Origin of the sequence: Cryobacterium arcticum, assembly GCF_001679725.1 — a bacterium.
GTDB classification, from domain to species: Bacteria; Actinomycetota; Actinomycetes; order Actinomycetales; family Microbacteriaceae; genus Cryobacterium; species Cryobacterium arcticum_A.
Window position 1 is genome coordinate 23896 of sequence record NZ_CP016283.1, and the last position, 23143, is coordinate 47038.

24 protein-coding genes and 1 pseudogene are annotated in these 23143 nt (G+C 62.2%); 9 read left to right on the forward strand and 16 right to left on the reverse strand.

The window, feature by feature from the left end; translation table 11 throughout:
- The first annotated feature begins 2 nt into the window (after positions 1-2).
- Complete coding sequence (locus tag PA27867_RS19340; protein WP_236900944.1) at positions 3-1226, forward strand: beta-propeller fold lactonase family protein; 1224 nt, start codon at positions 3-5, stop codon at positions 1224-1226.
- Between the two features lie 245 nt (positions 1227-1471).
- Here PA27867_RS19340 and PA27867_RS19345 read toward each other — a convergent pair whose 3' ends face one another.
- From PA27867_RS19345 to PA27867_RS19365, 5 genes are all read right to left on the reverse strand, one after another.
- On the reverse strand, positions 1472-3433 hold the full coding sequence (locus tag PA27867_RS19345) for a heavy metal translocating P-type ATPase (protein ID WP_066600424.1): 1962 nt from the start codon (positions 3431-3433) through the stop codon (positions 1472-1474).
- The gene (locus tag PA27867_RS19350; protein WP_157109387.1) at positions 3430-3816 is read right to left on the reverse strand and encodes an ArsR/SmtB family transcription factor; all 387 of its coding nucleotides are present in this window, start codon (positions 3814-3816) and stop codon (positions 3430-3432) included. The genes PA27867_RS19345 and PA27867_RS19350 overlap by 4 nt, the downstream gene beginning before the upstream one ends.
- A gap of 66 nt (positions 3817-3882) precedes the next feature.
- Complete coding sequence (locus tag PA27867_RS19355; RefSeq protein WP_066600430.1) at positions 3883-5133, reverse strand: MFS transporter; 1251 nt, start codon at positions 5131-5133, stop codon at positions 3883-3885.
- The gene (locus PA27867_RS19360; RefSeq protein WP_066600431.1) at positions 5126-5515 is read right to left on the reverse strand and encodes an ArsR/SmtB family transcription factor; all 390 of its coding nucleotides are present in this window, start codon (positions 5513-5515) and stop codon (positions 5126-5128) included. The genes PA27867_RS19355 and PA27867_RS19360 overlap by 8 nt, the downstream gene beginning before the upstream one ends.
- 416 nt (positions 5516-5931) lie before the next feature.
- Entirely contained in the window at positions 5932-6219 is a 288-nt protein-coding gene (locus PA27867_RS19365) for a hypothetical protein (protein WP_066600432.1), read from the reverse strand.
- A gap of 236 nt (positions 6220-6455) precedes the next feature.
- Between PA27867_RS19365 and PA27867_RS19370 the strand changes: the two genes are divergently transcribed.
- From PA27867_RS19370 to PA27867_RS19380, 3 genes are read left to right on the forward strand one after another with little or no spacing between them, the layout of a single operon-like run.
- Positions 6456-7154, forward strand: coding sequence for a phosphatase PAP2 family protein (locus tag PA27867_RS19370; protein ID WP_066600435.1), 699 nt, complete (start codon positions 6456-6458; stop codon positions 7152-7154).
- A complete protein-coding gene (locus tag PA27867_RS19375) occupies positions 7151-7825 on the forward strand; it encodes a response regulator transcription factor (protein ID WP_066600437.1) in 675 nt (224 codons plus the stop codon). The genes PA27867_RS19370 and PA27867_RS19375 overlap by 4 nt, the downstream gene beginning before the upstream one ends.
- On the forward strand, positions 7822-8835 hold the full coding sequence (locus PA27867_RS19380) for a sensor histidine kinase (RefSeq protein ID WP_066600439.1): 1014 nt from the start codon (positions 7822-7824) through the stop codon (positions 8833-8835). The genes PA27867_RS19375 and PA27867_RS19380 overlap by 4 nt, the downstream gene beginning before the upstream one ends.
- A 27-nt stretch (positions 8836-8862) precedes the next feature.
- On the opposite strand, the gene PA27867_RS19385 is transcribed toward PA27867_RS19380, so the two are convergent.
- Complete coding sequence (locus PA27867_RS19385; protein WP_066600440.1) at positions 8863-9513, reverse strand: DedA family protein; 651 nt, start codon at positions 9511-9513, stop codon at positions 8863-8865.
- Positions 9514-9716: 203 nt separating this feature from the next.
- Here PA27867_RS19385 and PA27867_RS19390 point away from each other — a divergent pair, with 203 nt between their 5' ends.
- Positions 9717-10514 carry a hypothetical protein gene (locus tag PA27867_RS19390; protein ID WP_066600442.1) on the forward strand — a complete coding sequence of 266 codons (798 nt, stop codon included), beginning with the start codon at positions 9717-9719 and terminating at the stop codon, positions 10512-10514.
- 34 nt (positions 10515-10548) lie between these two features.
- Positions 10549-11403: an undecaprenyl-diphosphate phosphatase gene (locus tag PA27867_RS19395; protein WP_066600444.1), complete on the forward strand. Its 855-nt coding sequence runs from the start codon at positions 10549-10551 to the stop codon at positions 11401-11403.
- A gap of 6 nt (positions 11404-11409) precedes the next feature.
- On the opposite strand, the gene PA27867_RS19400 is transcribed toward PA27867_RS19395, so the two are convergent.
- A complete protein-coding gene (locus PA27867_RS19400; RefSeq protein WP_066600656.1) occupies positions 11410-12540 on the reverse strand; it encodes a glycosyltransferase in 1131 nt (376 codons plus the stop codon).
- A gap of 227 nt (positions 12541-12767) precedes the next feature.
- Between PA27867_RS19400 and PA27867_RS19405 the strand changes: the two genes are divergently transcribed.
- Positions 12768-14234 (forward strand): glycosyltransferase family 39 protein, encoded by a 1467-nt coding sequence (locus PA27867_RS19405; protein ID WP_167550887.1) that lies wholly within the window; start codon positions 12768-12770, stop codon positions 14232-14234.
- Between the two features lie 165 nt (positions 14235-14399).
- Here the strand turns inward: PA27867_RS19405 and PA27867_RS19410 are convergent, their stop codons facing one another.
- From PA27867_RS19410 to PA27867_RS19435, 6 genes are read right to left on the reverse strand one after another with little or no spacing between them, the layout of a single operon-like run.
- Entirely contained in the window at positions 14400-15344 is a 945-nt protein-coding gene (locus PA27867_RS19410; protein WP_066600449.1) for a sensor histidine kinase, read from the reverse strand.
- Positions 15341-16021, reverse strand: coding sequence for a response regulator transcription factor (locus tag PA27867_RS19415; protein ID WP_066600453.1), 681 nt, complete (start codon positions 16019-16021; stop codon positions 15341-15343). The genes PA27867_RS19410 and PA27867_RS19415 overlap by 4 nt, the downstream gene beginning before the upstream one ends.
- 21 nt (positions 16022-16042) lie before the next feature.
- Complete coding sequence (locus PA27867_RS19420) at positions 16043-16618, reverse strand: hypothetical protein (RefSeq protein ID WP_066600457.1); 576 nt, start codon at positions 16616-16618, stop codon at positions 16043-16045.
- Positions 16615-17586 carry an ABC transporter permease gene (locus PA27867_RS19425; protein ID WP_066600460.1) on the reverse strand — a complete coding sequence of 324 codons (972 nt, stop codon included), beginning with the start codon at positions 17584-17586 and terminating at the stop codon, positions 16615-16617. The genes PA27867_RS19420 and PA27867_RS19425 overlap by 4 nt, the downstream gene beginning before the upstream one ends.
- A complete protein-coding gene (locus PA27867_RS19430; protein WP_066600462.1) occupies positions 17579-18478 on the reverse strand; it encodes an ABC transporter permease in 900 nt (299 codons plus the stop codon). Before PA27867_RS19430 ends, PA27867_RS19425 begins: the two co-directional genes overlap by 8 nt.
- Positions 18475-19212: an ABC transporter ATP-binding protein gene (locus PA27867_RS19435; RefSeq protein WP_066600464.1), complete on the reverse strand. Its 738-nt coding sequence runs from the start codon at positions 19210-19212 to the stop codon at positions 18475-18477. The genes PA27867_RS19430 and PA27867_RS19435 overlap by 4 nt, the downstream gene beginning before the upstream one ends.
- A 282-nt stretch (positions 19213-19494) precedes the next feature.
- Here PA27867_RS19435 and PA27867_RS21415 point away from each other — a divergent pair, with 282 nt between their 5' ends.
- Positions 19495-19905: a YkvA family protein gene (locus PA27867_RS21415; protein ID WP_066600466.1), complete on the forward strand. Its 411-nt coding sequence runs from the start codon at positions 19495-19497 to the stop codon at positions 19903-19905.
- A gap of 2 nt (positions 19906-19907) precedes the next feature.
- Here PA27867_RS21415 and PA27867_RS21270 read toward each other — a convergent pair.
- From PA27867_RS21270 to PA27867_RS19450, 3 genes and pseudogenes are all read right to left on the reverse strand, one after another.
- Positions 19908-20057: pseudogene (locus PA27867_RS21270) on the reverse strand (recombinase family protein); the annotation flags it as partial.
- Between the two features lie 292 nt (positions 20058-20349).
- Positions 20350-20898, reverse strand: coding sequence for a uracil-DNA glycosylase family protein (locus tag PA27867_RS19445; RefSeq protein ID WP_236900945.1), 549 nt, complete (start codon positions 20896-20898; stop codon positions 20350-20352).
- Between the two features lie 55 nt (positions 20899-20953).
- Positions 20954-21874, reverse strand: coding sequence for a LysR family transcriptional regulator (locus tag PA27867_RS19450; RefSeq protein WP_055944839.1), 921 nt, complete (start codon positions 21872-21874; stop codon positions 20954-20956).
- Positions 21875-21960: 86 nt separating this feature from the next.
- On the opposite strand from PA27867_RS19450, the gene PA27867_RS19455 reads away from it, so the two are divergent.
- Positions 21961-23109: a TDT family transporter gene (locus PA27867_RS19455; RefSeq protein ID WP_055944841.1), complete on the forward strand. Its 1149-nt coding sequence runs from the start codon at positions 21961-21963 to the stop codon at positions 23107-23109.
- Positions 23110-23143 lie beyond the last annotated feature (34 nt).

Consider the following 23143-nt stretch of genomic DNA (forward strand, 5'->3'; position numbering starts at 1 on the left):
CAATGGGCGGCACGAGAAATTACTCCTCTTCGGCTCCGCTGCGGCCATTGCCGGCGGAAATTTGGCCGCGCGTGCAGGATCCCACGCCTGAAACCGGCGACAGGAAATACCAAATGAAAGTACTCATGAAGAAACGCACTCTCTTAACTGCTGCAGTCACAGCCGGCGTCGCGGCCGTTGTCGCCACGACGGTAGTCGTTGCAAGCACCTCCGGAAATTCTGACGCGCTAGCGGCCACTCACAACAACATGGTCGCCGGCACCATTTGGGTCGCGAACGAAGACAGCGCCAGCCTCACCGCCATCGACGCTGCGACCAACACCGTGGCTACGACCCTCACCGGCATCGACAGCCCTCACAACGTGCAAGCCACGCAAGATGGTCGCTCCATCTGGGCGGTGAGCGGGACAACAGCGATGGCTGTAGAAATCGATTCAAAATCCAATGAGGTACGTGGTGCAGTGCCTACAGGTTCTATGCCGGCCCACGTCATCGTGACCCCCGACGAGACCCGCACATACACAACCAACAACGCCGACGACACCGTGTCAGCCTTCGACATCGCCACAATGACGACGATCGCCACGATCCCGGTAGGCGCCGGGCCTCACGGGCTGAGGTCAAGCCCAGACGGCACCAGCATTTACGTGGCGAATAACAAGGGAACCACGCTCAGTGTCATCGACACCGCTACCAACACCCAAATTGACGAGATCGAGGTGGGCAAATTGCCCGCACAGGTAGCATTCTCGCCCGATGGAAAGTTCGTTTACGCATCACTAAACGGCGACAACGCTGTAGCTAAGATCGACACCAATACCCGTAAACGCGTTTCCACACTTCCCGTGGGCGTAGGTCCAATCCAAACGTTCGTCAGCCCCGATGGTCAATACCTTCTGGTCGCCAACCAAGGCACAGAAGAGTATCCCGGCACAACTGTTTCCGTCATCGACACCGACACATTTGATTTTGTCCGCACCGTCGAGACCGGCGCCGGCGCGCATGGTGTCACCATCGACCCGACGAGTCGACACGCCTACATCACCAACACCTTCGACGACACGGTCTCGGTGCTCGACCTGAAAACGTTGAAAGTCGTTGCCAGTATCCCCGTCGGGTCAATGCCGAACGGGATCACCTATTCAACCCAGGCCGCGGGAATCGCGCCGACCGTAGAACTGGACCTGAAAATGAACGGCACCGATGGGGGCGGCATGGGGCACTGACGGATACGGCTTCGTTCCATTGCAGTGATGGCGGCGTGCGCGAGCAAAAAGCCTTCTCTGCTTCGACGAGTACCGGCCGATCTCGCGTTAAATGGCCGTTAAGACGTCAGTGGTTAGACCTGGCGATGTGCTCGACGACCGCGCTCTCGAGGTCGTCGAGCACCACACCAACGGCTGCCTTCCGCTAGCCGGAGGACGGCTGGGCAATGAGGCAGCCGTCGAGGTCGAGGTGCGGAAGGAAATGGTCAGCGCTGCTTGATCGCTGCGGTGGGAGAGGACTCCTTAGCCCGCGGCCTGAGTGAGTCAGGCCACGCTTTTGCGCGGAGAAGCCGTAGTCCGTTGAGGCCGACGATGACCGTGGAGCCTTCGTGGCCGGCAACCGCCAGGGGCAAAGGCAGGGTAGAGATGAGGTCCCAGGTCACAAGGACCGCAATGAAAGCACCCGCGATGACGAGGTTGGCCACGATAAACCGGTGTGCCCTGCGGGAGAGTTCGATAGCTCCGGGAATGGTGGAGAGGTCGTCTCGGATGACGACAGCGTCGGCTGTTTCGAGGGCGAGGTCGGAGCCGTGGCGTCCCATGGCAACACCGATGGTCGCCGACGCGAGAGCTGGCGCGTCGTTAACCCCGTCGCCGACCAGGAGCACCGGGATACCGTCGCTTTCGAGCCGGCGGACGGTTGCCGCTTTGTCCTCCGGAAGCAGGCGCGAGTGCACTTCGGTTATGCCTGTCCGCTGGGCGATATCCGCGGCGGTGCGCCCGTTGTCGCCGGTGAGCAGGTGCACCGGATGGGCGGTGATCGCGGTGGTGTGAGCCACGGCCGCCGCTGCGTCGGCGCGGAGTGCGTCTTCCAGGGTGATTGTCCCGGCAAGGTGTCCGTCGACGAATACCTCGACGACCGTGCCGATGATGTCCGCGTGCTCGTCACCCGCCTGGATCACGCGCACCAGCTGACCGGCGACGATTCCCTCGACACCGTGTCCAGGGAGGGCACGGAAGTTCGCTGCGGGAGTCACATCCGCCCCGGCAGCGCGACCGATAGCGCGGCCGAGCGGGTGCTCACTGTGCTGCTCGACCGCAGCCGCGAGATCAAGCACTGTAGTCGAATCGCTCCCCAAGGCGGGGGTGACGCCGGTGACGACCGGTGCTCCTTCGGTCAGGGTTCCGGTCTTGTCGAAAGCAACCAGCTGTGTTCGCCCCATGGCCTCCATGACCGTGGCGGACTTGATAAGAATGCCGTGGCGGGCGGCGTTGGCAATAGCCGCAAGCAGCGGCGGCATCGTGGAAAGTACAACGGCGCAGGGCGAGGCAACGATCATGAACGTGATCGCCCGCAGAAGAGAATCTCGGAAGTCCTCCCCGAGCACCAGGGGAAGGGCGAAGACGATGAGGGTGGCGATCACGACGCCGAGCGAGTACCGCTGTTCCACCTTCTCGACGAACAGTGCTCGCGTCGACTTGGTCTCCGAGGCTTCCGCGACGAGGGACACCATCCGGGCGACGACAGACTCACTCGCCGGACTGGTGATCCGCACCGTCATCGCTCCCGTGCCGTTGACAGTCCCGGAAAGGACGTCCTGCCCCGGTCCCCGGCGCACGGGCACAGATTCGCCAGTCATCGCTGCTTGGTCGACTTCACTGATCCCATCGACGACGACGCCGTCACCACCGATACGCTCGCCCGGACGGACAAGGATGAGGTCCCCCACGCCGAGCTCCGCGGTATCGACGATCTTCAGCGCGTCGCCCGTGGCAGTCCGGGTGAGCCGGGTCGCTTGTTCGGGGGCGAGGGAGAGGAGGCTGGTCACCGAGTCAGCAGTTCGCTGGGTGACGAGGGCTTCTATGGCACCGCTGGTCGCGAAGATGACGATGAGCAGCGCCCCGTCGAAGACTTGCCCAATTGATGCCGCGGCGATCGCCGCGACGATCATCAGTAAGTCGACATCGAGTACTTTGTTTCGCAGCGCGGTGATGCCTGCCCAGGCCGGCTCCCAGCCGCCCGCGAGATAACAACCCAGGAAAATCGTCCACCAGACCGGTGCCGGAGCGCCCGCAAGCTGCAGTGGCCACGCGACCAGGAAGAGTAGTAGCGACAGTCCCGCCCAGCGCACTTCCGGCAGGCGTGCACCGGTGCGGAAAATCGACGGCGGCTTGGCGAGGACGCGGCCACCGGTTCGGATGGGCGCTGAGGCGATGGTGCTCGTCATGCGCTGGCGGTCTCCGAGCCTGTGGTGGCGAGATCGAGGTGGTGGTGGCGGGGGGTGCCCCCCAGGCTGTGCTCAGCTTGGAAGATCGCATCGCGAACCAGCTGGGAGGCGTGCTCGTTCTCGAGGCGGTAGAACACCTTGGTCCCTTCCTGGCGGGTGGAAACAATTCGGGCCAGACGCATCTTGGCAAGATGCTGAGACACCGACGCCGGAGTCTTATCGACAATCTCGGCAAGGCTGTTCACCGACAACTCGCGGGCATCGTTGAGCGCCAGAATCAGGCGCACCCTCGTGGCATCTGCCAGCATCGTGAAGATCTCCACTGCGAGCTCCACGAAGTCGCTCTCGGGCAACCGTCCACAAATCTGCTTGTCTGCATCCATACGCAGATAGTAGCAGACTCAGTTATCGATCCCTATAACCTGCATCGCGCTGGTCGTGAGCGGGTGTCAGCGCCCCGTCGTGGACGGTGCGGGCTGCGTCTTGGCGCCCTGAACGGGCTCCGCAGATTTCCACTGCCGCATCGCGACTGCTCCGGCACCCACTGCGATGGCCGCCAGTATCAGTGCCGTCGGGGCTAGGCCCAGCGTCGCGCCCAGGAGCCCGGCCAGCGGGTAAGTGAGAATGAAGCAGGCATGGGAAAGCGAGAATTGTGCCGCGAACACGGCGGGCCGGTTGCCTGTATCAGAGTAGCGTCGCAACAACCGGGACGATGGGGTGAGGATTAGCGAAGTCGCAGCGCCCAGAACAAACCAGAGAGCCAGCACACCCAGCCAGGACACCGGCGAATCCGGCGTTGACGCCAGGATTGCGACGAGGACCAGCGCGACCGGCAGGATCGCACACCCGGTCAGCATCACCCGGCGGTCGGGGTAGCGGTCCAAGACCGGCGGCAGCAATAGAGCCACAAGCATGGACCCCAAGCCGTAGCAAGCGAGTGTCAGGGCGAAGTCGACTTGACTGCGGCCCAGTGTGTTCTGCACGAGGATGACGGTGTTGACGATCACCATGGCCGTCGCCGCGGCGACAACCAAGTTCATCGCCAGCAACGCGCGCAACGGCCGACTACCCCAAAACACTCGTACGCCCCGGGTCAGACGCTCCAAGAATGGGGTGACTGGGGACGATTTCAGTTGCGGAAGCTGGGTCGAAAGTACGAGCACCGCGGAGCCCACGAAGCCCAATGCGGTCCCCATGAATAGTGAGTGGTAGCTGATTACGGTGAGTAGGGCGGCGGCGAGTATTGGGCTGAGCAACGATTCCAGATCGTACGCCAGGCGCGACAGGGATAGAGCGCGTGTGTATTCGCTCTCCTTGGGCAGGACTTCCGGGATCAGGGCTTGGAACGCTGGGGTGAAGGTAGCGGACGCGGCTTGCAGGACGAAGATCAGCACGTAGATCTGCCACGCCTCCGTGACGAATGGCAGCGAGAGCGCGACCCCGGCGCGGAGAACGTCCGAAGACACCAGCAGGACCTTCCGCGGCACGCGGCTGGTCAATGCAGACACGACCGGGGCCACACCGACGTAGGCGAGCATCTTGATCGTTAGTGCGACACCCAAGACAACTCCGGCGTCTCCGCCGGCCAGGTCGAACGCTAACAGACCCAAAGCGATAGTGAGCAGGCCCGTGCCGACCAGCGCAACGACCTGAGCACTGAACAGTTTGCGGTAAGCCGGATTCCGCAGCACCTCACGCACGCGAGTTCCGCTCCAACTCGGTCGCGGCGCTCTGTGGCGCTCGGTGGTGGGCGGGTATTCCGTCGAGAGCGTGTTGCGCCTGGAAGATGGCGTCGGCAACCAGTTGGCGGGCGTGCTCGTTCGTGAGTCGGTAGAACACCCGGGTGCCGTCGCGGCGGGTGGTGACGATGTGGGCCAGGCGCAACTTTGCGAGATGCTGCGACACTGCAGCCTGGGACTTATTGACTCTTTCCGCGAGCTGGTTGACTGCGAGCTCCTGCTCGCGAAGGGCCAGGATAATCCGAAGGCGCGTGGCATCGGCGAGCATCGCGAACACCTCTACGGCTAGTTCGACGTATTCACTGTCGGGGTCCACTGCGGAACCATTCGCATCTGCATTCATACGCAGATTATTACACACGATCCGGTTCTGCGGGTCAGTGGCCCCGTCACGAAGATACCTGGCAGCTAAGGAGACGCCAGGCGACATGGTCGGCCCTTGTCGATGCCAGGGCGACGAGCGATCATTGGTGCCTCACCTGAGATGTTCAGCAGCACCACACCGTCGCAACCTTTTTTGGTTGCTCGGAGCGCCCACATCGAGTCTCTCGGGTGGATAGGTCGCCTTACCTATGCCAGCCCAGGGCCGGGCTCACAGCCTGCGCGGGAACAACAGCTACACCCCGGGCTCCCATATGTGGAACAGAAGTCCGCGGTCTGCACGCGTCCCGAGTGGGAGTGCGCGGTCGACCCGGTGGGCTGGCAAGACCGGGCGCCAAACTGCGCGAGGTCAGAATGACCTCGCGCAGTTTTGTGTTTTCAGTCCTGGGTGCCGTCTTCCACTGCGACTCCGTTGATGTCGTCGCTGGTGTCTTCGGTGGTTGATTCGGTTCCCGTCTCGTCGGCGGTTTCGCCGTCGTTGGTGCCGTCTTCCACTTCGGTACCTGCGTCGTCAGCGGTTTCGCCGTCGCCGTCGCTCACGACTGAGTGGGTCGATGTCGGTGCGCTCGGTGTAGCGAGCGCGGCGCCGGTCAGGCTTAGCCCGCCAGCGAGAGCGAGAGCGATGATCGCAACACTGCCACCGACGATTTTGGTTTTCTTCTCCATGGTTGGAACGCCTTTCGTCTGGTTAGAACACGCTATTTGCGAGTTCTTATTGCGAGGTTAGGTCGGGGTGCATGAGATGACCGTGAGAGCGAACATGCCGCTGACAATGCTTCCCTCCAGTCGTGCCCGGGCGCAAAGCACTCCTGGCTGTCCCGCCAGTGGGTGGAAGGGTGGCCTTGGCCTCGTTGGAGCCATTTCTTAGTAATCTCTGTGACAGCGGAGGGCACGCTGGGGGGATGATCAGCGAAACTCACCGGAGCAGCATGCTCGTGCGGGTGGCTCTCCTTGCCACGGCCGTGCTCCTCGTGGTGGTGGGTGCCGGGCTGGTACTAGCCGCGCAAGGTGGGTGGACGGCCGCTGAGATGAATTTTCTTCGTCGGGTAAATCTCGCTCATACCCCGCAGCTCGACAGCGTCGCAATGGGTATCAATTGGTTGTTCGGCCCCGCTGTTGCTCCCGCGCTCGTGGTGCTCGGCTGCGGCGTGGTCTTCTTGGTCGAACGGAGAGCCCTTTCAGCCCTCCAGTTTCTCGTGATCGTGACACTCCCCTGGATGGGCAATGAGGCGGTTAAAGCACTAGTCGGCAGGCCCCGCCCCGATATCGTGTCACTGCCTCATATCCTGGTTCTCGAGCCCGGCGGCCTGAGTTTCCCCAGCGGACATACCAGTTTCGCCGCCTGTCTTCTGCTGGGCATGATTCTCACTATCCGCGGCCGGCGGTGGCGCGCGCCGCTCATCGCCACGGCCATTGTCGTGGTCCTCGCCACTGCAGGTTCGCGTGTCTATCTGGGCGTGCACTATCCAACCGATGTTGCCGCTTCGATCGTCTACTCGGTCGCCGCAGTCACTTTGATCAATGTCGTGTGGCTGCTGTTGATGACACACTGGGCTAGACGCCGTCCCGGCGCAGCCCGTCGTTCGAGGAGCTTCAGATGACCGCTGAAGGCAAGGACCGTGCCCGGCTGCTCTTGATCGAGGACGACGCAAAGTTGGGCCCACTGATCAAGCAGGTGCTGACCGAAACTTATGAGGTCACGTTGATTGCCGATGGCGCGGAGGGACTTGCCGTCGGGGCGATTGGTGATTTCGAGGTCATGGTCATTGACCGGCGACTGCCGTCCTTGGATGGCCTGAGCGTTGTGGACGCTCTTCGACGCAAGCTCGTGACCACCCCGATCCTGTTGCTCACAGCCTTGGGTACCACCAGAGACAAGGTCGACGGACTTGACGCCGGCGCGAACGATTACCTAGTCAAGCCGTTCGAGTTCGACGAGCTCTTCGCCCGGTTGCGTGCTATCCGCAGGGTGTTCACGGGAGAGGGTCGCACCCTGGTCGTGGGCGGGTGGGCGTACTACCCGGACAGCCGCACAATCTACTCCCCGTACGACGGCCGAATCCTTCTCACCGTCAAAGAGAACGACCTGCTCAAGCTGCTCGCCGAAGCGCCTCACCGCACTTTTAGCCGCCAGCAAATCCTGAGCGCAGTCTTCAACACCGACGACACCGCTGGCACGGTGGACACGTACGTGCACTACCTTCGACGCAAAACCGAAATTGACATTGTCCTGACCGTGCGCGGACAGGGCTACCGTCTGGGACAACCGTGACACACCGCCCCATCCTCGACAGCGACACCCTCGCGATCCGACGCGCCTCACGGCTCGTCGGCACCCGGATCGCCCTCACCTGCGCAGCCGTAGTTGCGGTGGTCATCCTCGCCGTGTTCTTGTACATCCTTTCGGAGATCCCAGCTGCTGAACTCTTTGAACCCGTGCCTGACCCCGACAATTTACGGCTCAGCGCCGTTGAGCTACTACGCGCAGCTGCCGTGCTGGGCGTGGCCTTGATCGTACTCGCTGGGGTGATGAGTTGGTTGGTCACCCGGCGGGCAGTCCAGCCGCTGGGCGAGGCGTTGCGTATTCAGCGCGCGTTCGTCGCCGACGCCAGTCACGAATTGCGCACTCCGTTGGCCGTGCTGGATGCCCGATTGCAGATCCTGCAACGATCGCTACCGGCCGATGACCCGTCGGTTCCCGCTGTAGCCGAGCTGCGGAGCGATGCGAAAGAGTTGATCAACATCGTGAATGATCTTCTCGAGTCCGCGGAAGTTGGCAGTTCCGCAGCCCACGACGCCGAAGTCGTCGACGTGAACGCGGCCGTCGCCACTGCCGTGCGGTCGATGTCACTAATCGCCGTTGAGAAACAGGTCAGTGTGAAGTTCGATGCCGCCGGCCCCGCGTCCGTGCACGTGCCAGCGGCCAGCATCGTCAGGTGTGTGGTGGCCTTGCTGGATAACGCGCTGCGCTTCGCACCTACACACTCAATTGTCCGGGTGGACCTGGCGGGGACGAAGAAGACAGTCTCGGTCACAGTCCGCGACAGTGGCCCTGGCATTCAAGGCATCGATCCGGCTCGAGTCTTTGATCGTTTTGCGCATTCCGGGCACGCCGTAGACGGCGGCGGGGACGCCCGAACCGGTTTCGGTATCGGGCTCTCGCTGGTGCGGGAAATCGCTGTGCGCTATGGCGGAAGCGTTACCGTACTGGCCAGTTCCGACGAGGGCACCGCCATCCGCTTCACAGTGCCCCGAGCAAAGCAGTCATCGCGCACTGCGTAGCCGCTGATTGAACAATGCGGGTAGAACCTACGCCACCTGTCGGCGACGAGTTATCACAGTGCGAATCAGCACGGGGACAACCGAAATCACCACGATCCCAATCAGCACAACGTCGATGTAGCGGGCAGCGAATTCGGATACCCCGGGAATGTGCGCCAGAGCGTATCCCAGCAAGACCACGCCCGTCGCCCATACCGTCGCGCCTACAACGTTGAACAGTGTGAAAAGCCCCCGGCGCATCTTGCCGACCCCTGCAGCAACCGGGGCGAAGGTGCGAACTACGGGGACGAACCGGGCGACCATGACGGCAGCCGGTCCGAAACGATCAAAGAACGCTTGCGTACGCCGGACGCTATTTCGGCTGAATAGCCCAGATTCTCGGCGCTCAAAAATTGGTGGGCCGGTTCGGTGACCGATGGAGTAGCCGAGCTGATCACCGAGGGCGGCGGCGAGCACAATCGCAGGAATGACCACCCACAGTGGCTGGCTGATGACGCCGCTGAGGGTGAGCACCCCGGCGAAGAAGAGGAGGGTGTCCCCCGGGAGGAAGAATCCGATGAGGAGCCCGGTCTCGGCAAACACGATGGCGCAAATAGCGACGAGCCCCCAGGCACCCGCACCCGAGATGAGCACTTGAGGGTCAAGGAAACCGGAGAGCGGCAGCATCGAGTGAATCATCCCTTCACTCTCACAACCCGTTTCTAAGAAACGGCCAAGAAATGCGGCAGCCCCCAGCTGAACCGGGGCGTCCGAACCATTGCCCAGCGGACCGTTTCAGCTGTCCTGAAAAAACTTCGGCAAAAGCGGCCCTTCTGTGAGAAGTCTTAGACCCGGGCCGTTTCGCTGGGCACTGATAGTCCCATTCAGAAGGAGCGTCTCCCATGAACTCAGCGCATTCCAGCACCCTGTCATCCACCCGCCAAATGCTCAACAAAGTGCCAGAGGTCACCCTCGTCTTCTGGATAATCAAGGTCCTTGCTACCACGGTCGGCGAAACCGCTGCGGATTACCTCAACGTCGACCTGGGTCTCGGACTCACCGTCACCTCGATCATCATGGCCCTGCTCCTCGTCGCGGCCCTCGTCGCCCAGTTCAAGCTCCACTGCTATATCCCCGCCGTCTACTGGCTCGCCGTCGTACTTATCAGCGTCGTGGGCACTTTGATCACGGACAACCTCACCGACAGCCTCGGTGTGCCGCTCTGGCTCACCACAGCCGTGTTCGCCGTGATCTTGGCCGTGACCTTCACGGCGTGGTTCTTGTCAGAGAAAACCCTCTCCATCCACTCGATCTTCACCACTCGTCGGGAGACGTTCTACTGGCTCGCCGTGCTCTTCACCTTCGCGCTCGGGACCGCAGCCGGCGACCTGGTAGCCGAGAGCCTTAATCTAGGTTTCTTCGTCGCTCTGCTGGTCTTCGCCGGTGCGATTGCACTCGTGACGGTCGCGTACTTTGTCTTCCGCATCAACGCCGTCCTGGCGTTCTGGATCGCGTACATCCTCACCCGCCCCCTCGGGGCGTCCACCGGCGACCTCCTCTCCCAGCCCACCGCCGACGGTGGCCTCGGACTGGGCACGACAGGAACGAGTGCCCTGTTCCTAGCCGTCATCCTCATCCTGGTGACAGTCCTCTCTGTCCGATCGCGTAGGGCCAACGTCCAGCTCACAGCGACCGTCTAAACCGACGCCCTACCGCCGGATACCGGAGCACATCATCGACACTGTCAACGCAATCATCTTGGGCATCGTCCAAGGACTCACCGAATTCATCCCCGTCTCCAGCAGTGCGCACATCCGCATCGTGGGCTCACTGCTGGGCACGGGGGCGGACCCAGGCGCCGCGTTCACCGCGATCACCCAACTCGGCACCGAAGCGGCCGTCCTGCTCTACTTTTGGCGCGACATCGCCCGCATCATCAGCCGGTGGTTTCTCTCCCTGACAAAGCGGGTACCCCGTTCAGATCCCGATGCACGCCTGGGCTGGTTCATCATCCTGGGCTCTGTCCCCATCGTGATCCTCGGTGTGGCGTTGCAGACGCTGATCGAGTCCACCTTCCGCTCCCTCTGGATCGTCGCCGTCACTTTGATCGTCTTCGGAGTCGTGCTCGGTGTCGCCGACGCCATCGGAGCAAAGAGACGCCGCCTCGCCGACCTCACCGTGGGCGACGCCGCCATCTTCGGCGGCGCCCAAGCCCTCGCACTCATCCCGGGAGTTTCGCGGTCCGGCGGCACGATCACCGCGGGCCTATTGATGGGATACGAACGGACCGCCGCTGCTCGCTACTCGTTCCTTCTCGCCATTCCCGCCGTTTTCGGCAGCGGCCTGTACGAGCTCTACAAAACCGTGCGCACCTCCTGCGGCAATGTCAGTGGAGCGTGCACGCCCGAGGTCTTTACCGGCGCTCAGACGGCGCTGGCAACCGGTATCGCCTTCGTCGTCGGCCTCGCTGTAATCTCGCTCCTGATGCGGTATCTGGCTACCCGCAGCTTTCTACCGTTCGTCATCTACCGCATCGCCCTCGGGGTGGGACTCATCGTCGCACTCACCACGGGTGCCCTGACGCCCTAACCCGGCTCAGCGTTCCTGCGCCATGCCGTCGAGCGCGATCAGCGACACCGACGGGTGAGGTGACGTGCTGCGCGAGGGCCTGTAGACGACGCGGGAGTGATATACAAAGCGGACCACAAAGCCCACGGCCAGCAGCAGTGCTTGCGCCAGCAAACTCGACACCGGTAGGGATTCGACAAGCAACCAGAGGGCGGTCGTTCGGAGGGCCGTCTCGCTCCCGTTGAACACGAACGACTGAGCGAAGCGAATCCACCCGGAACGGCCGCCCTCACGCAAATCGTGAAACACGAAATGCTCGAGAAGCACAAAATTGCCCACGATGGTGACGAGCGCAGCGGCCAAGGCAGCCGTCAAGTACCAAACTCCCACGGCCTGAAGCCCGGCCATGATCGCCACGTTCGCGATCGCGCCGATCGCCCCCACGGCGGCGAACCCGGACAGACGACCGAATCGCAGCGCGCCCAGCTGGGTGACGAAACGCAGACCCTGCCTGAGGTCGGCCTTCGAGGAGCCAGCCACACGCTTGCCGAAGACGAAAGGTTCCTCGACGATCACCAGGCTGCCTCTGGCGAGGATCTCAAGGAGAATCTTGAACCCGCGAGGGCGCAGGCCTGCGAGATCGACGGAGTCGCGCCGTAAAGCGAAAAACCCTGTCATCGGATCGGTGACGTTGCGGAGCTTGATGGGAAACATTGCCCGGGTAAGCAAGATGCTCCCGTTGGATATGAAGCGGCGCAGCCGGTTGTCCAGACCCGTTGACGATCCGCCGTGAAGATGGCGGGACGCGACCACGATGTCGGCATGCTGCTCCGCACCGCTAGCCAGCAGCACAGGGATAAGTTCGGGCGGGTGTTGCAGGTCGCCATCCATCACCACGCACCAGGTGCCGGTACTTGACGAGATACCCTCGCGCACTGCACCGGACAGCCCGCCGACCGGATCGTCCCGATGGATTAGGCGCACCGGGATCGTCGATCGAGCAGCCACCTGACGGATGATATCCGGGGTGTTATCGGTCGAGTCATCAACAAACACAACCTCCACTCCCCCGCTGTTCATCACTGCGACAATCCGGTCAACAAGGATTTCGATATTCGGTGCCTCGTTGAAAGTGGGGATGATGATCGTGACGTCCATGGCCCTCACCGTTCGATTTAAATTCGTGATCCCACTCTCGCCCGGCCTTTGTAAGAAACGGCTAAGGATAGACAGTCCCTCCTGCCGGTGTAATTTCGCTCGCACCAGCAAACATTCTTAGATACTTCTGAGGATTGGAGCGCTGTAGTTGCACTATGGCGATCTCACCGAGTAGCGCGGACGCCACCGAGCGGCGGGCCCGTACGGTATTCCCTTCGACAGTGGCTGTGGTCGCCCTGGCCGCGACGCTCGTGTCGTTGGCCGGCTCCTGGATTCCTTCGCTCTGGGGCGATGAAGCGGCCAGCATCATGTCCGCCAGCCGGAGCCTTCCAAGCTTGATCGCTATGCTCGGAACCGTCGATGCCGTGCACGGCGCCTACTACCTGGGGCTGCACGCGTGGATTGCCGTTTTCGGCGCCTCCCCGTTCTCGGTGCGCCTGCCCAGCGCCCTCGCCGTTGGCGTCACTGTCGCCGCGGTGATGATCATTGCGCGGCGCTTGGGTAACATGCGCGTGGCGGTCGCCGCCGGGGTCATCTGTGCGGTAATTCCCCGGGTCACCTACATGGGCTCAGAAACGAGGTCCTCGGCCTTCGCTGCCGCCATCGCCGCCTGGCTCACAGTGGTCCTCTTGTCCCTCATCGGTCAGCAGACGCCAGCTCGCCGTTGGTGGGTCGCCTACGGCGTCCTCCTCACAGTCGGCCTCTACGTATTCATATATGTCGTGCTAATCGTTATCGCGCACGCACTGATTCTTTGGAGCGTCCGGGTGCCTCGCCGCCGTCTCATCGGCTGGGTGAAAACCGTCACGGTAGCAGTTGCCGCTGCCCTACCGGTCTTCGTCTGGGCCGTGCTCGAACGTGGCCAGGTCGCGTTCCTCGGGCATCGAAACGAGGTCACCCCTCATAAGCTTCTGGTGTCGCTATGGTTCGGCCAACCGCTCTTCGCCGTGGTGGCCTGGACCCTTCTGGTGTTGACGTTGGTCGCGGGTACGACCATCCGGTTGCGCGGTCACCGGGCGCCGATGGCGACGGTCCGCTTGCCTCAACTCACTGTTCTGGCAACAAGCTGGTTGCTGGTTCCCGCCGTACTCCTCATCGGCGGGTCATCGCTCGTGCCCGTCTACACGGCCAGGTACCTCTCGTACTGCGCCCCTGCCGCAGCCCTGCTGATGGCGCTCGGGTTGGAGTGGGTGACCCGCCGTCGCCCGCGGGCCATGGCCGCAGGCCTACTAGTGATCGTGCTGTGTGCGACCCCGGCCTGGCTCGCGCAGCGGCAGCCGACCGCGAAGAACAACAGCGACTTCGCACAGACCAGCGCGATCATCGCCGCGCACGCCGCACCCGGAGACGCAATCGCCTTCGACGAGTCGGTGCGCCCATCTCGAAGGCCCAGGCTTGCGCTTCACCTGTACCCCACCGCTTTTACCGGGCTCAACGACGTCACCCTCCGGGTCCCCTACACGGACGGCACCAGCTGGCATGACTTGGCATACTCACTGTCAGACGCGGCGACGCTTGGTCGGTTCGACGGAGTGCACCGCCTGTGGCTGATTGAGCGCTCCAACGCCGGCACTCCTGACACCTACGGCCAGGCGACCCTTGCGGCGTTGGGATACACCGCAGTTCACCGCCATTACACCCACCGCAGCGTCATTTTCGAGTTCGTCAACCGTCGAACTATTGCGACGCGGTGACCTCGTTGAAATCAAGTTCGCGAACCGGGATAGAGCTCGGCAACATGGTTGGGCGAGGTCGATGAGCGCCGATAGCCCTGTCAGCTGCTCGAGTTGGTGGTCCCGCAGTCGCTTTGGGCAGTTGACCATCAGGTTAGCCATGGAGCGTCGGGGGCATGGGGTCAGTCACGGCTGCCACTCCGGCACAGTCAGTGTGACGGTTGTTCCGGACCGGGGTTCGGAGGCGATACTCACCTTTCCATGGTGCGCTGAAATAATCTGTTTCACTAACGGGAGGCCTAGTCCGAAGCCGGGTGTGTTTCTGGCGTCCTGTGCGCGCCAAAAGCGATCGAAGGCCTGGGCGGATTCTGTTGGGGTCATACCCACGCCGTCGTCCTCGACCAGTACCTGGGCGAACCTGCCGCCGGCGGAGACAACGATCTGAATGCTTCCGGATTCGTCGGTGAACTTGGCTGCATTGTCGACGACATTAGTCAGCGCGCGAGTGAGCAGTTCCGCTGATCCATTGACAAGCACAGGCCGCGTTTCAATCACAGTGATTCTGGCCCCAGATGCCTTGTGGTTCTGGACGACATTGTGAGCCAGTTCGTTGAGCGAGACGGGCTCAAAGGTTACTTCAAGTTCGTCAGCGCTCTCTCGGGTCAGCAGGAGCAGGTCGTTGGTCAACCTGGTTAGGCCTTCGGCGGCTTCCAACGCTGTCGTCATTGCTGCTTGATACTGAGCCGGTGTTCGTGATCGCGAGAGGGCAAGTTCGAGTTCACCCTGGATAACGCTCAGCGGGCTGCGAAACTCATGTGATGCTCCGTCGACGAACCTTTGTTGGAACTCGTAGCTGCGCCGGATAGGGGCTAGCGCACCCCGGGCCATGAGGTAGCTCGAAATAGGCAGGAGGATGACGAGAATCGCGTATCCGGTGATGAGCCCCATGCGCAGGTTGGCGAAGCCTTGTTCGGCGGCGTTGAGTGATGACTGGCCGTCCAGTTCGGCAGCATCAAAGTCGAATGCTCCGGTGACAAAAGAGTAGATGCCCAGAGCGAAAACGCCGAACAAGATCAGCTGTACGAGGGTGTAAGTGAGGGTCAACCGGATCAGCGCGCGGCGGAAAATCATGTGTCTGCCACGATCACGTAGCCGGCCCCGCGACGAGTTTGAATAATCTCGACCTCACCCGACAAGGTCAGTTTCTGTCTCAGGTAGCGGATGTAGGTCTGCACGACGTTGCTATAGCCTTCGTAGTTGCTATCCCAGGCGTGCGTGATCAGTTCGGACGAGCTGATGATGTGACCTGCGTTACGCATGAGATATTCCAGAACGGCAAACTCCTTGGCGGTCAACACAATGGTTCGCCCATTTCTGGTAGCGGTGCGTGTTGCGGGATCGAGCGCGACTCCTTGAGCTCTCAAGATGGGTGCTTGGGCCCGGGGCGCCCGCCGCAGCAGCGCCCGAACACGAGCTAAGAGCTCAACCAGGTGGAAGGGTTTAACAAGGTAATCGTCTGCTCCGGCATCCAGTCCTTCCACTCTTTTTCGTGTCGAATCCAGTGCGGTCAGCATGAGTATCGGGATGTCTTGGTTGAGGTCGCGAATGCGGGCGCAGACGTCCATCCCGCCACGAGGAAGGCCGGGCAGCATCAGGTCGAGGACGACGAGATCGTACGTCTCAATTTCGAACGCCTCCACACCCGCCGGGGCGGTGTGGACGACATCCACGGCGTACCCACCTTCTTGGAGCGTGCGTCGGACGACGTCCGCGATCCGGACGTCGTCCTCCACCACAAGTAGTTTCATGGAAGGTCCTCGCCGGCCGGGTTAATCTGCCGCATCTCCTGCTCCAGATCCCTTGGTCGCTGTGGCGTTGGCCACCTGAGCCCCGGCAGCGCTTACTTCAATGGTGAAGTCCACTTGATTCTTGGAACTTCGGTAGATGCTGAAGGTGTTTTCCGGGAAGTGACCAGGGCCGCTTTCTCCGTCAAACGACAGCGTACTCGTCGCACCCGGAGCGAGAGTGAACCCAGTCAACGCCTGATAGTAGGCCTCGCTTTGACCAGTCGTCACGTCTGTCATGACGTAATAGGTCTCAAAAGATGACAGCTCACTGGTCGTGTCGTTACGCACGGTCACTTGAAGTCGGTCGTCGATCGCCGCCTTGGTTGCGGGATCCACGTTGTCTTCCGCGGCCGCGGACAGGATCGTTAATCCCGGAGCGGTGCTCGCATTGACAATCGGGTTCGAGTTCACAGGCAGCACGGTGGCCGTTGAGGTTCCTGAGCCGGCCGCCAGGGAGCTGGCCGGAGTCGGTGCAGAGGTAGCTGCTTGGCAGCCGGCCAGTCCGAGGACTGATAGAGACGCCACCAGGGCAACGGGAATGAGCAGTTGTCGTTTCATGAGATTTTCCTTTGCAGATTGCGTCGGGTGGTGAACCCGACGGCGAATGTCACGGAGGCGACGGTCGCCGCCGCGAGTGTGATGGCGTAGCCCCACATGTCAGCCCACACCAGTCCCAGGGGCTGCTGGTTGTACTTGTCCTTGATGCCCAGGAAAGCGAATGAGAGTCGCTCGAAGTGCTTCGTTATCGATGAGACCTCCAGCCCATTGCGGATGCCGTCGAAAACGGCGAAGTTCGCGAGTACTTTCAACTCGTCGGGCTTTTGGATTTGAAGCGCGGCGAACAACCCACCGGGGACCTGGTTGTCGGGGTCCATGGTGTCGCCGATCTGGGGAATGATCAGCACGAACACGAGCCACACCACAATGGCCACGATGAGGCCGGTGCTGAGTCTGTGTGACAGTGCAGTGATACCGATCGCCAGCACGCTCCAGAACAGCAGATACAGCCAGGCCACCACAGCGGCAATGAGGATGCGTGCGATATCGATCCCCTGCAGCGTCGCATTCCCGATCACCAGGATGGCAACCGTGGTCGTCACCGTCAGCAGGGCGACGACAACGAACCAGACAACCGAAAGGCCCAGCACCTTGCCTGCGGGAATCGCGAAACGACCTACTGGCCGGCTCAATAGAAGCTGAAGGGTGCCCCGGTACTTCTCCTTGGCCACAGTTCCGTATCCCAGGACAATGGCGAACAGTGCCCCGAGGATTTCCAGGTACTCGACGCCGCCGCGCAGCAACTGCAGCGGAAAGAGTTGAGGGGCCGCCGGCACGGTCGTGCTGCCGCTTGCAGCCAGCTGCTGCACATACAAGTTGTAGGCGTCCAGTTGGGTGCGGAAGCTTGCCGCCGCCACGCCCACCGAGATCAGGGTCGCCACCGCAAGAAAGGCGATGAGTACCGCAAAGAGTCGGTCGCGGCGCAGGTCGAGAAGTTCTTTCTGCGCGATCACCCATGTGCTACTCATTGAGACCACTCCTCATTCGGCTGCGCGGGGTTGCCACGACGATGACCGTCATTACCGCGAGGACCCCTACCAGGATGAGAATGCTGAAGGCAGCGTTCCCGGTCACGGCAGTGTCCTGCAGGATGATGCTGGATGCGGACTTGAACTGCTCCGTCACCGATACAGGACCGGTGACCATGGACACAATGTCGAAGTAGCCACCCGTTGAACTCACAGCTGGGACAGGGTTGAGCAGCGAAACCGGTCGCGCCGCCGTGCCGATCTGCGGGAGCACGAAGGCGACCGCGCTCCAGATCACGAACGGCACCAGAAGCGCGGTTGTTTCCTGCTTGCTTCTGAGGCCGGTGAGCATTCCCAATAACGCAAACGTCGTGAGTAGAACCCAAGACAGCAGAGCAAAGATAATCACACGCCCGGTATCAGCCGAGCCCAGTGGTGCTCCATTGATGACGCTGATGATCACCCAGCTGACGAAAAAGCTGATCCCAATCGCCGCTGCGAGCACCACCCCAAGCCCGGCCAGCTGTCCTAAAAGTCGGCTAACAGATCCCACGGGCCGGCTAAGGACCAGGTCAGTGGTCGCCGCTTTGCGATCCCGCAAAGTCGCCTGGACTCCCAGAACGATGGCCATCAGAGAACCAATCAACACCACGTAAATGACGGCGTTACGCAAGTAGTACAGCGGAGTCACCCCGGCAAACGGGTTCGGCGCGGTTGTCAATCCGTCCGCGACGACTTTTTCGTAAACGCCGGTGACAGTTCGGTTGGTAACCCACCCGATGATGGACGACGCGATGATCATCCCAATGAATACGAAGAGCAGCAGATGTGCGGTGCGGGCACGGCGAGTGTTGAGCATCTCGTGTCCAGCGCTGACCAGGAATGTGTTCACGATACGTGCCCCGACTCCAACCGAAAGTAGATCTCCTCCAGCGATTCCTCGCCCGGGAAGTCCGCCAGGGTTCTGGCCAGAGTGTCCTGGTGCACGAGCTTCCCATTTCGAAGGATTCCGATGCTTGTGCACGTCTTAGTCACCTCAGAAAGAAGGTGAGTGTTCATGAAGATCGTCATGCCGAACTCGGCGTTCAACCGCACAATCGTCTCGCGCAGGGTACGCACCCCTTCTGGATCCAACCCCGACGTCGGCTCGTCGAGAAACAGCACCGACGGTGAGTGGAGTATCGCCTGGGCGATGCCGACACGCTGACGCATGCCCTTACTGAACGTCCCCACCCGCTGCCGATCATGTCCTTCGAAATCAAGGATGCGCAACACATCATGGATGCGCTGATCCGGACGCCGCAGGCCCGACAGTTGGGCGAAAAACCTTAGGTTCTCCATCAGGGTCAGATTGTCGTAGAACTGGACGCTCTCCGGTAAGTATCCAATCGCTGCCCGCACACCCTTGGCGTCAGCGGTCACGCTGTGACCAGCCACTTCCGCGTTTCCCTGAGTCGGCTCCAGCAGAGTAGTCAGGACGTTGACGGTGGTTGTCTTGCCGGCACCGTTGTGGCCGAGCAGCCCGAATACCTCGCCGATCCCGACTTCCAAGGACAGCGCATCAAGCGCTACCTCGGAACCGTACGACTTCGACAGATTGTCGGTCGCGATTGCTGAGTTTGTCATACCACCGACCGTATTCAGGCCATCGTGAGACCACGATGAGAACACCTATCTACGGCCGCCGGACCTCACCACCTGTAGCCAGAACCACTTCTAAACTGGAGCACGTCCCGCCGGCACCCCGCCTCGAGGGCTCTCAGCCACATGCGAAAAAATCCCCAGGGCAAGACGAATCAAAGCGAACACGGAAGACAGCCTCTGCACTGCGTACCGGTTTCAGGCTTCAACGCTCGCCTCCTCCATCATGACGGCACGGCCAGCAGGATGTGACCTAGCGTTAAGTACATGGAATGGTGGCAGGTACTGATCAGTGTTCTCGGCGGACTCGTCCTGCTGTGGCTCACACTCATCGGAGTTCTCATCTGGACCTCTCGCGGTCAGGCCGAGAAAATCAAACTGGTCGACGCCCTCCGCCTCGGTCCCGACGTGGTACGGGTCATCCAACGCCTCGCCGCCGACCCGACCGTCCCCCGGGGCGTCCGACTCTGGCTGCTCGTGGTCGTGGTCTACCTACTGCTACCAATCGACCTGATACCCGATTTCATCCCAGTGATCGGATACGCAGACGACGCTATTGTCATTGCTCTAGCCATCAGGTTCGCGACCCGTCACGCCGGCGCCGGGGCCATAGACCGGCACTGGCCCGGCACACCACAGGGACTCAACGCTCTACGCACCCTCGTAGGCCTCGACTAACCAAGTTCACAAGACAACTGGCCGCGTGCATCCGCGTCTTTACCTGAGGCCTTGTCCTCAAAAACCTTGTCGACGTCCACACCGTCGAGCTGACGGGCAATGCTCTGATCGAGGGTGCTTACGCGCACGTAGCCGATTCGCTGACCTGTCATGCTCCCACCGCCCGATCTGTCAGGTTGGACTCTAAAAGCCAGGCAAGAGCGGTGTCAACAAATGCAAATTCGATTCCAACCGGACGGGTTTCGCTGTGGAGTTGATCGGTACATGGCGGTGTTCTGTGGTCGCTCGGTGGCGGGGATCAGGAGTCGGGCTGTTTTGGATCGCATGCGTTTTGACACGCATTGGTTGAAGACATCTCGAGCGGGCGAGGGCGTCCGCGTTGGGTATCTCCGCGCGCCGCGCGACGACAGAAACCGAATCGTCAGCAGACCCGATGGCGTCGACTCAGCGAAGTGATCGGCGCAGCGCGTTGACCGCGCGCACGTGGTTCTCGGCCCGCCGGTGCCCGTTCGCGGGTGATGGGTGCGGCGCCGCCAACACGGGCACGATGACCGGTTGAGCATGCAGGGTGTAGTACCGCATGATCCCGGTCAGCGCTGTCGCACCAAACGTCACGATCGAGGTCAGGCTCGGCATCAAAGCGATGACGGCAGCAAGAGCAGGTTGCGCGTCGTCGAGGTCGTCGGCGTTGGGTACGCGGCGCCCGCCGGCTGCGTCGAACAGTGGCCAAGGGACCACGTTCCACCGCACGTAGTCGCCACGCGACATTCCAGCCTCTAGACGCGCGGCTTTGAATGACCGCGACGTAGGGTTCACGTTGTCTTCTGAACTGAAAGCCGAAGAGTTGGCGCTCGCCGTCAGATTCGCCGGGCTCTCGAAGAGCACCAGCACTCGTGCTTGCACTCCACCACTGTCGGGGTCGACCCATGGCACTACCCGGGCGCCGTGGTCGGCTGTGCGCAGCCGTCGAACGAGTGCGTTCAGGGCTGCCACATGCGGTTCTTCCAGGCGATCAAGCTTCGATGCTCTCCCCGCGACCCCTGTCGTTTCAGCGTGCATGCGTCCGGGCGATCAGAAGCAGTCGCTCGGCGTTCTCCGGCAGGCCGGTTGTGCTGCGCGCCCACACCGCCGTGAGCGGACGCTTCAGCGCCAGTCCCGCAATACGAACCCGAACGAGGCGACCGAGCGTCACGTCGTCGCGGATGGCGAGTGAGCTCAGCACCGCGGGCGCACTACCCGAGGCGGCGGTGGAACGGATCGCGGTCGTTGTTGGCAACACCAAAGCGGGAGCATCCGGAACCAGCGGCGACTCGAGCGCTCCGAGGGCGAGTTCGAGCGTGCGCCTCGTGCCGGAACCCTCTTCACGGACCACCAGGGCGGTCGAGGCGAGCTCTGCTGCGCTGACCGCGCGTCGACGCCGCGCCCATGGATGGTTCACCCCGACCACGACAACAAGCTCGTCGAACCCGATGACCCGCGATTCGAGGTCGGAAGGCACGTCGGGGGTCTCGATGAACCCGATGTCGCGGGCACCCGCGCGCACCTGCTCAACAACACTACGACTGTTCGCCACGGCCAGATCGACGGCAGCCGGATGCCCGCTCCCCGCCTGGAACGCAACCAACCACTCCGGCATGAGGTGCTCGGCGACCGTCAGACTCGCGCCGACCCGCAGCTGCAAATGACGTGCGTCTCGGAGAGCTCTGACCGCCACCTCGAACCGGTCGGCAGCATCCAGCACATCCTGCGCCCAACCGGCCACCAGCATGCCCGCCTCGGTCAACTGGGAACCACGGGCCGACCGGGTCACGAGCTCGGATCCGGTGCGGACTTCCAGGGCGCGGATGCGCGAGGAGACCGCCTGCTGGGTCACCCCGAGGTTCGTGCTAGCAGACGTGAGACTGCCGAACTCTGCCACGGCCGCGAGAGTCTGCAGACTTTTCAGATCAGGCAGTTCGAAGTCGCTCACGATCGTCCCGTTCCCACAAGCTCTGCTTGTGACCCCACAAGCCTAACGGTCTTCTGCGGTCGCCCATCGAAGAGGAGGGTTGAAGCATGTCAACCGCCCAGGCCGTCCGACCCGCCACCCCGTCACGGATGCTTATGCGCGAGCTCGAACACCCGATGCACATGTTCCGGAACATCACGCCGAACTGGTACGCGTCGGTCATGGGCACAGGAATCGTAGCCAACGCCGCCGCCACCCTCCCCCTGCAGTTCGCCGGCCTTCGCGCTGCGGCGACAGTGGTGTGGGTCATCGCCAGCGTGCTGCTCGTCGCGCTCACCGCCGCGACGGTCATGCACTGGGTCACGAACAGGGAGACGGCCCGCACCCACCACTTGAACCCCGTCATGGCCCACTTCTACGGGGCGCCCGCGATGGCCCTCCTCACCGTCGGGGCCGGAACCATCCTCCTCGGCCGGGACGTTCTCGGCGAACAGACCGCCGTCGCCATCGACGCCGTGCTCTGGGCCCTCGGCACGATCATGGGCCTGGCAACCGCTGTCGCGGTGCCGTACCTGACCTTCACGAAGTTCACGGTCTCGGCCGACAGCGCCTTTGGCGGCTGGCTGATGCCCATCGTGCCGCCCATGGTCTCTGCGTCGACAGGCGCCCTGCTCATCCCGTACCTGCCCGAGGGCCAGGCCAGGCTCACCATGCTGCTGGCCTGCTACGGGATGTTCGGCCTCAGCCTCCTCGCTTCTCTCATCGTCATCACCCTCATCTGGTCGCGCCTCACCACGCACAAGATCGGTGCGGCCGCGATGGTTCCGACGCTCTGGATCGTGCTTGGCCCGCTCGGCCAATCCGTCACCGCCGTGAACCTGCTCGGCGGCAACGCCCACCTCGCTACCACCACATCCCTCGCCGACGCCCTTCAGGCCTTCGGCGTGATCTACGGGGTACCCGTACTCGGTTTCGCAGCCCTCTGGGCAGCACTCGCCCTAGCGATCACCGTGCGAACCGCACGCGAACACCTCCCGTTCTCGTTGACATGGTGGTCGTTCACCTTTCCCGTCGGTACCTGCGTCACCGGCCTCACCGGGGTAGCCCTGCACACCGGATCAGTCGCGTTCCAGGTCGCCGCCGTATTCGCCTTCGCCGCACTTCTCACCGCCTGGGCAGTCGTGGCCGTCCGCACATTCCACGGCAGCGCCCTCACCGGCGTTCTCTTCATGCCCCCTGCAGCGAAGACCGTCTGAACCACCCCGCACCACACCTCACCTCACTCTGAAA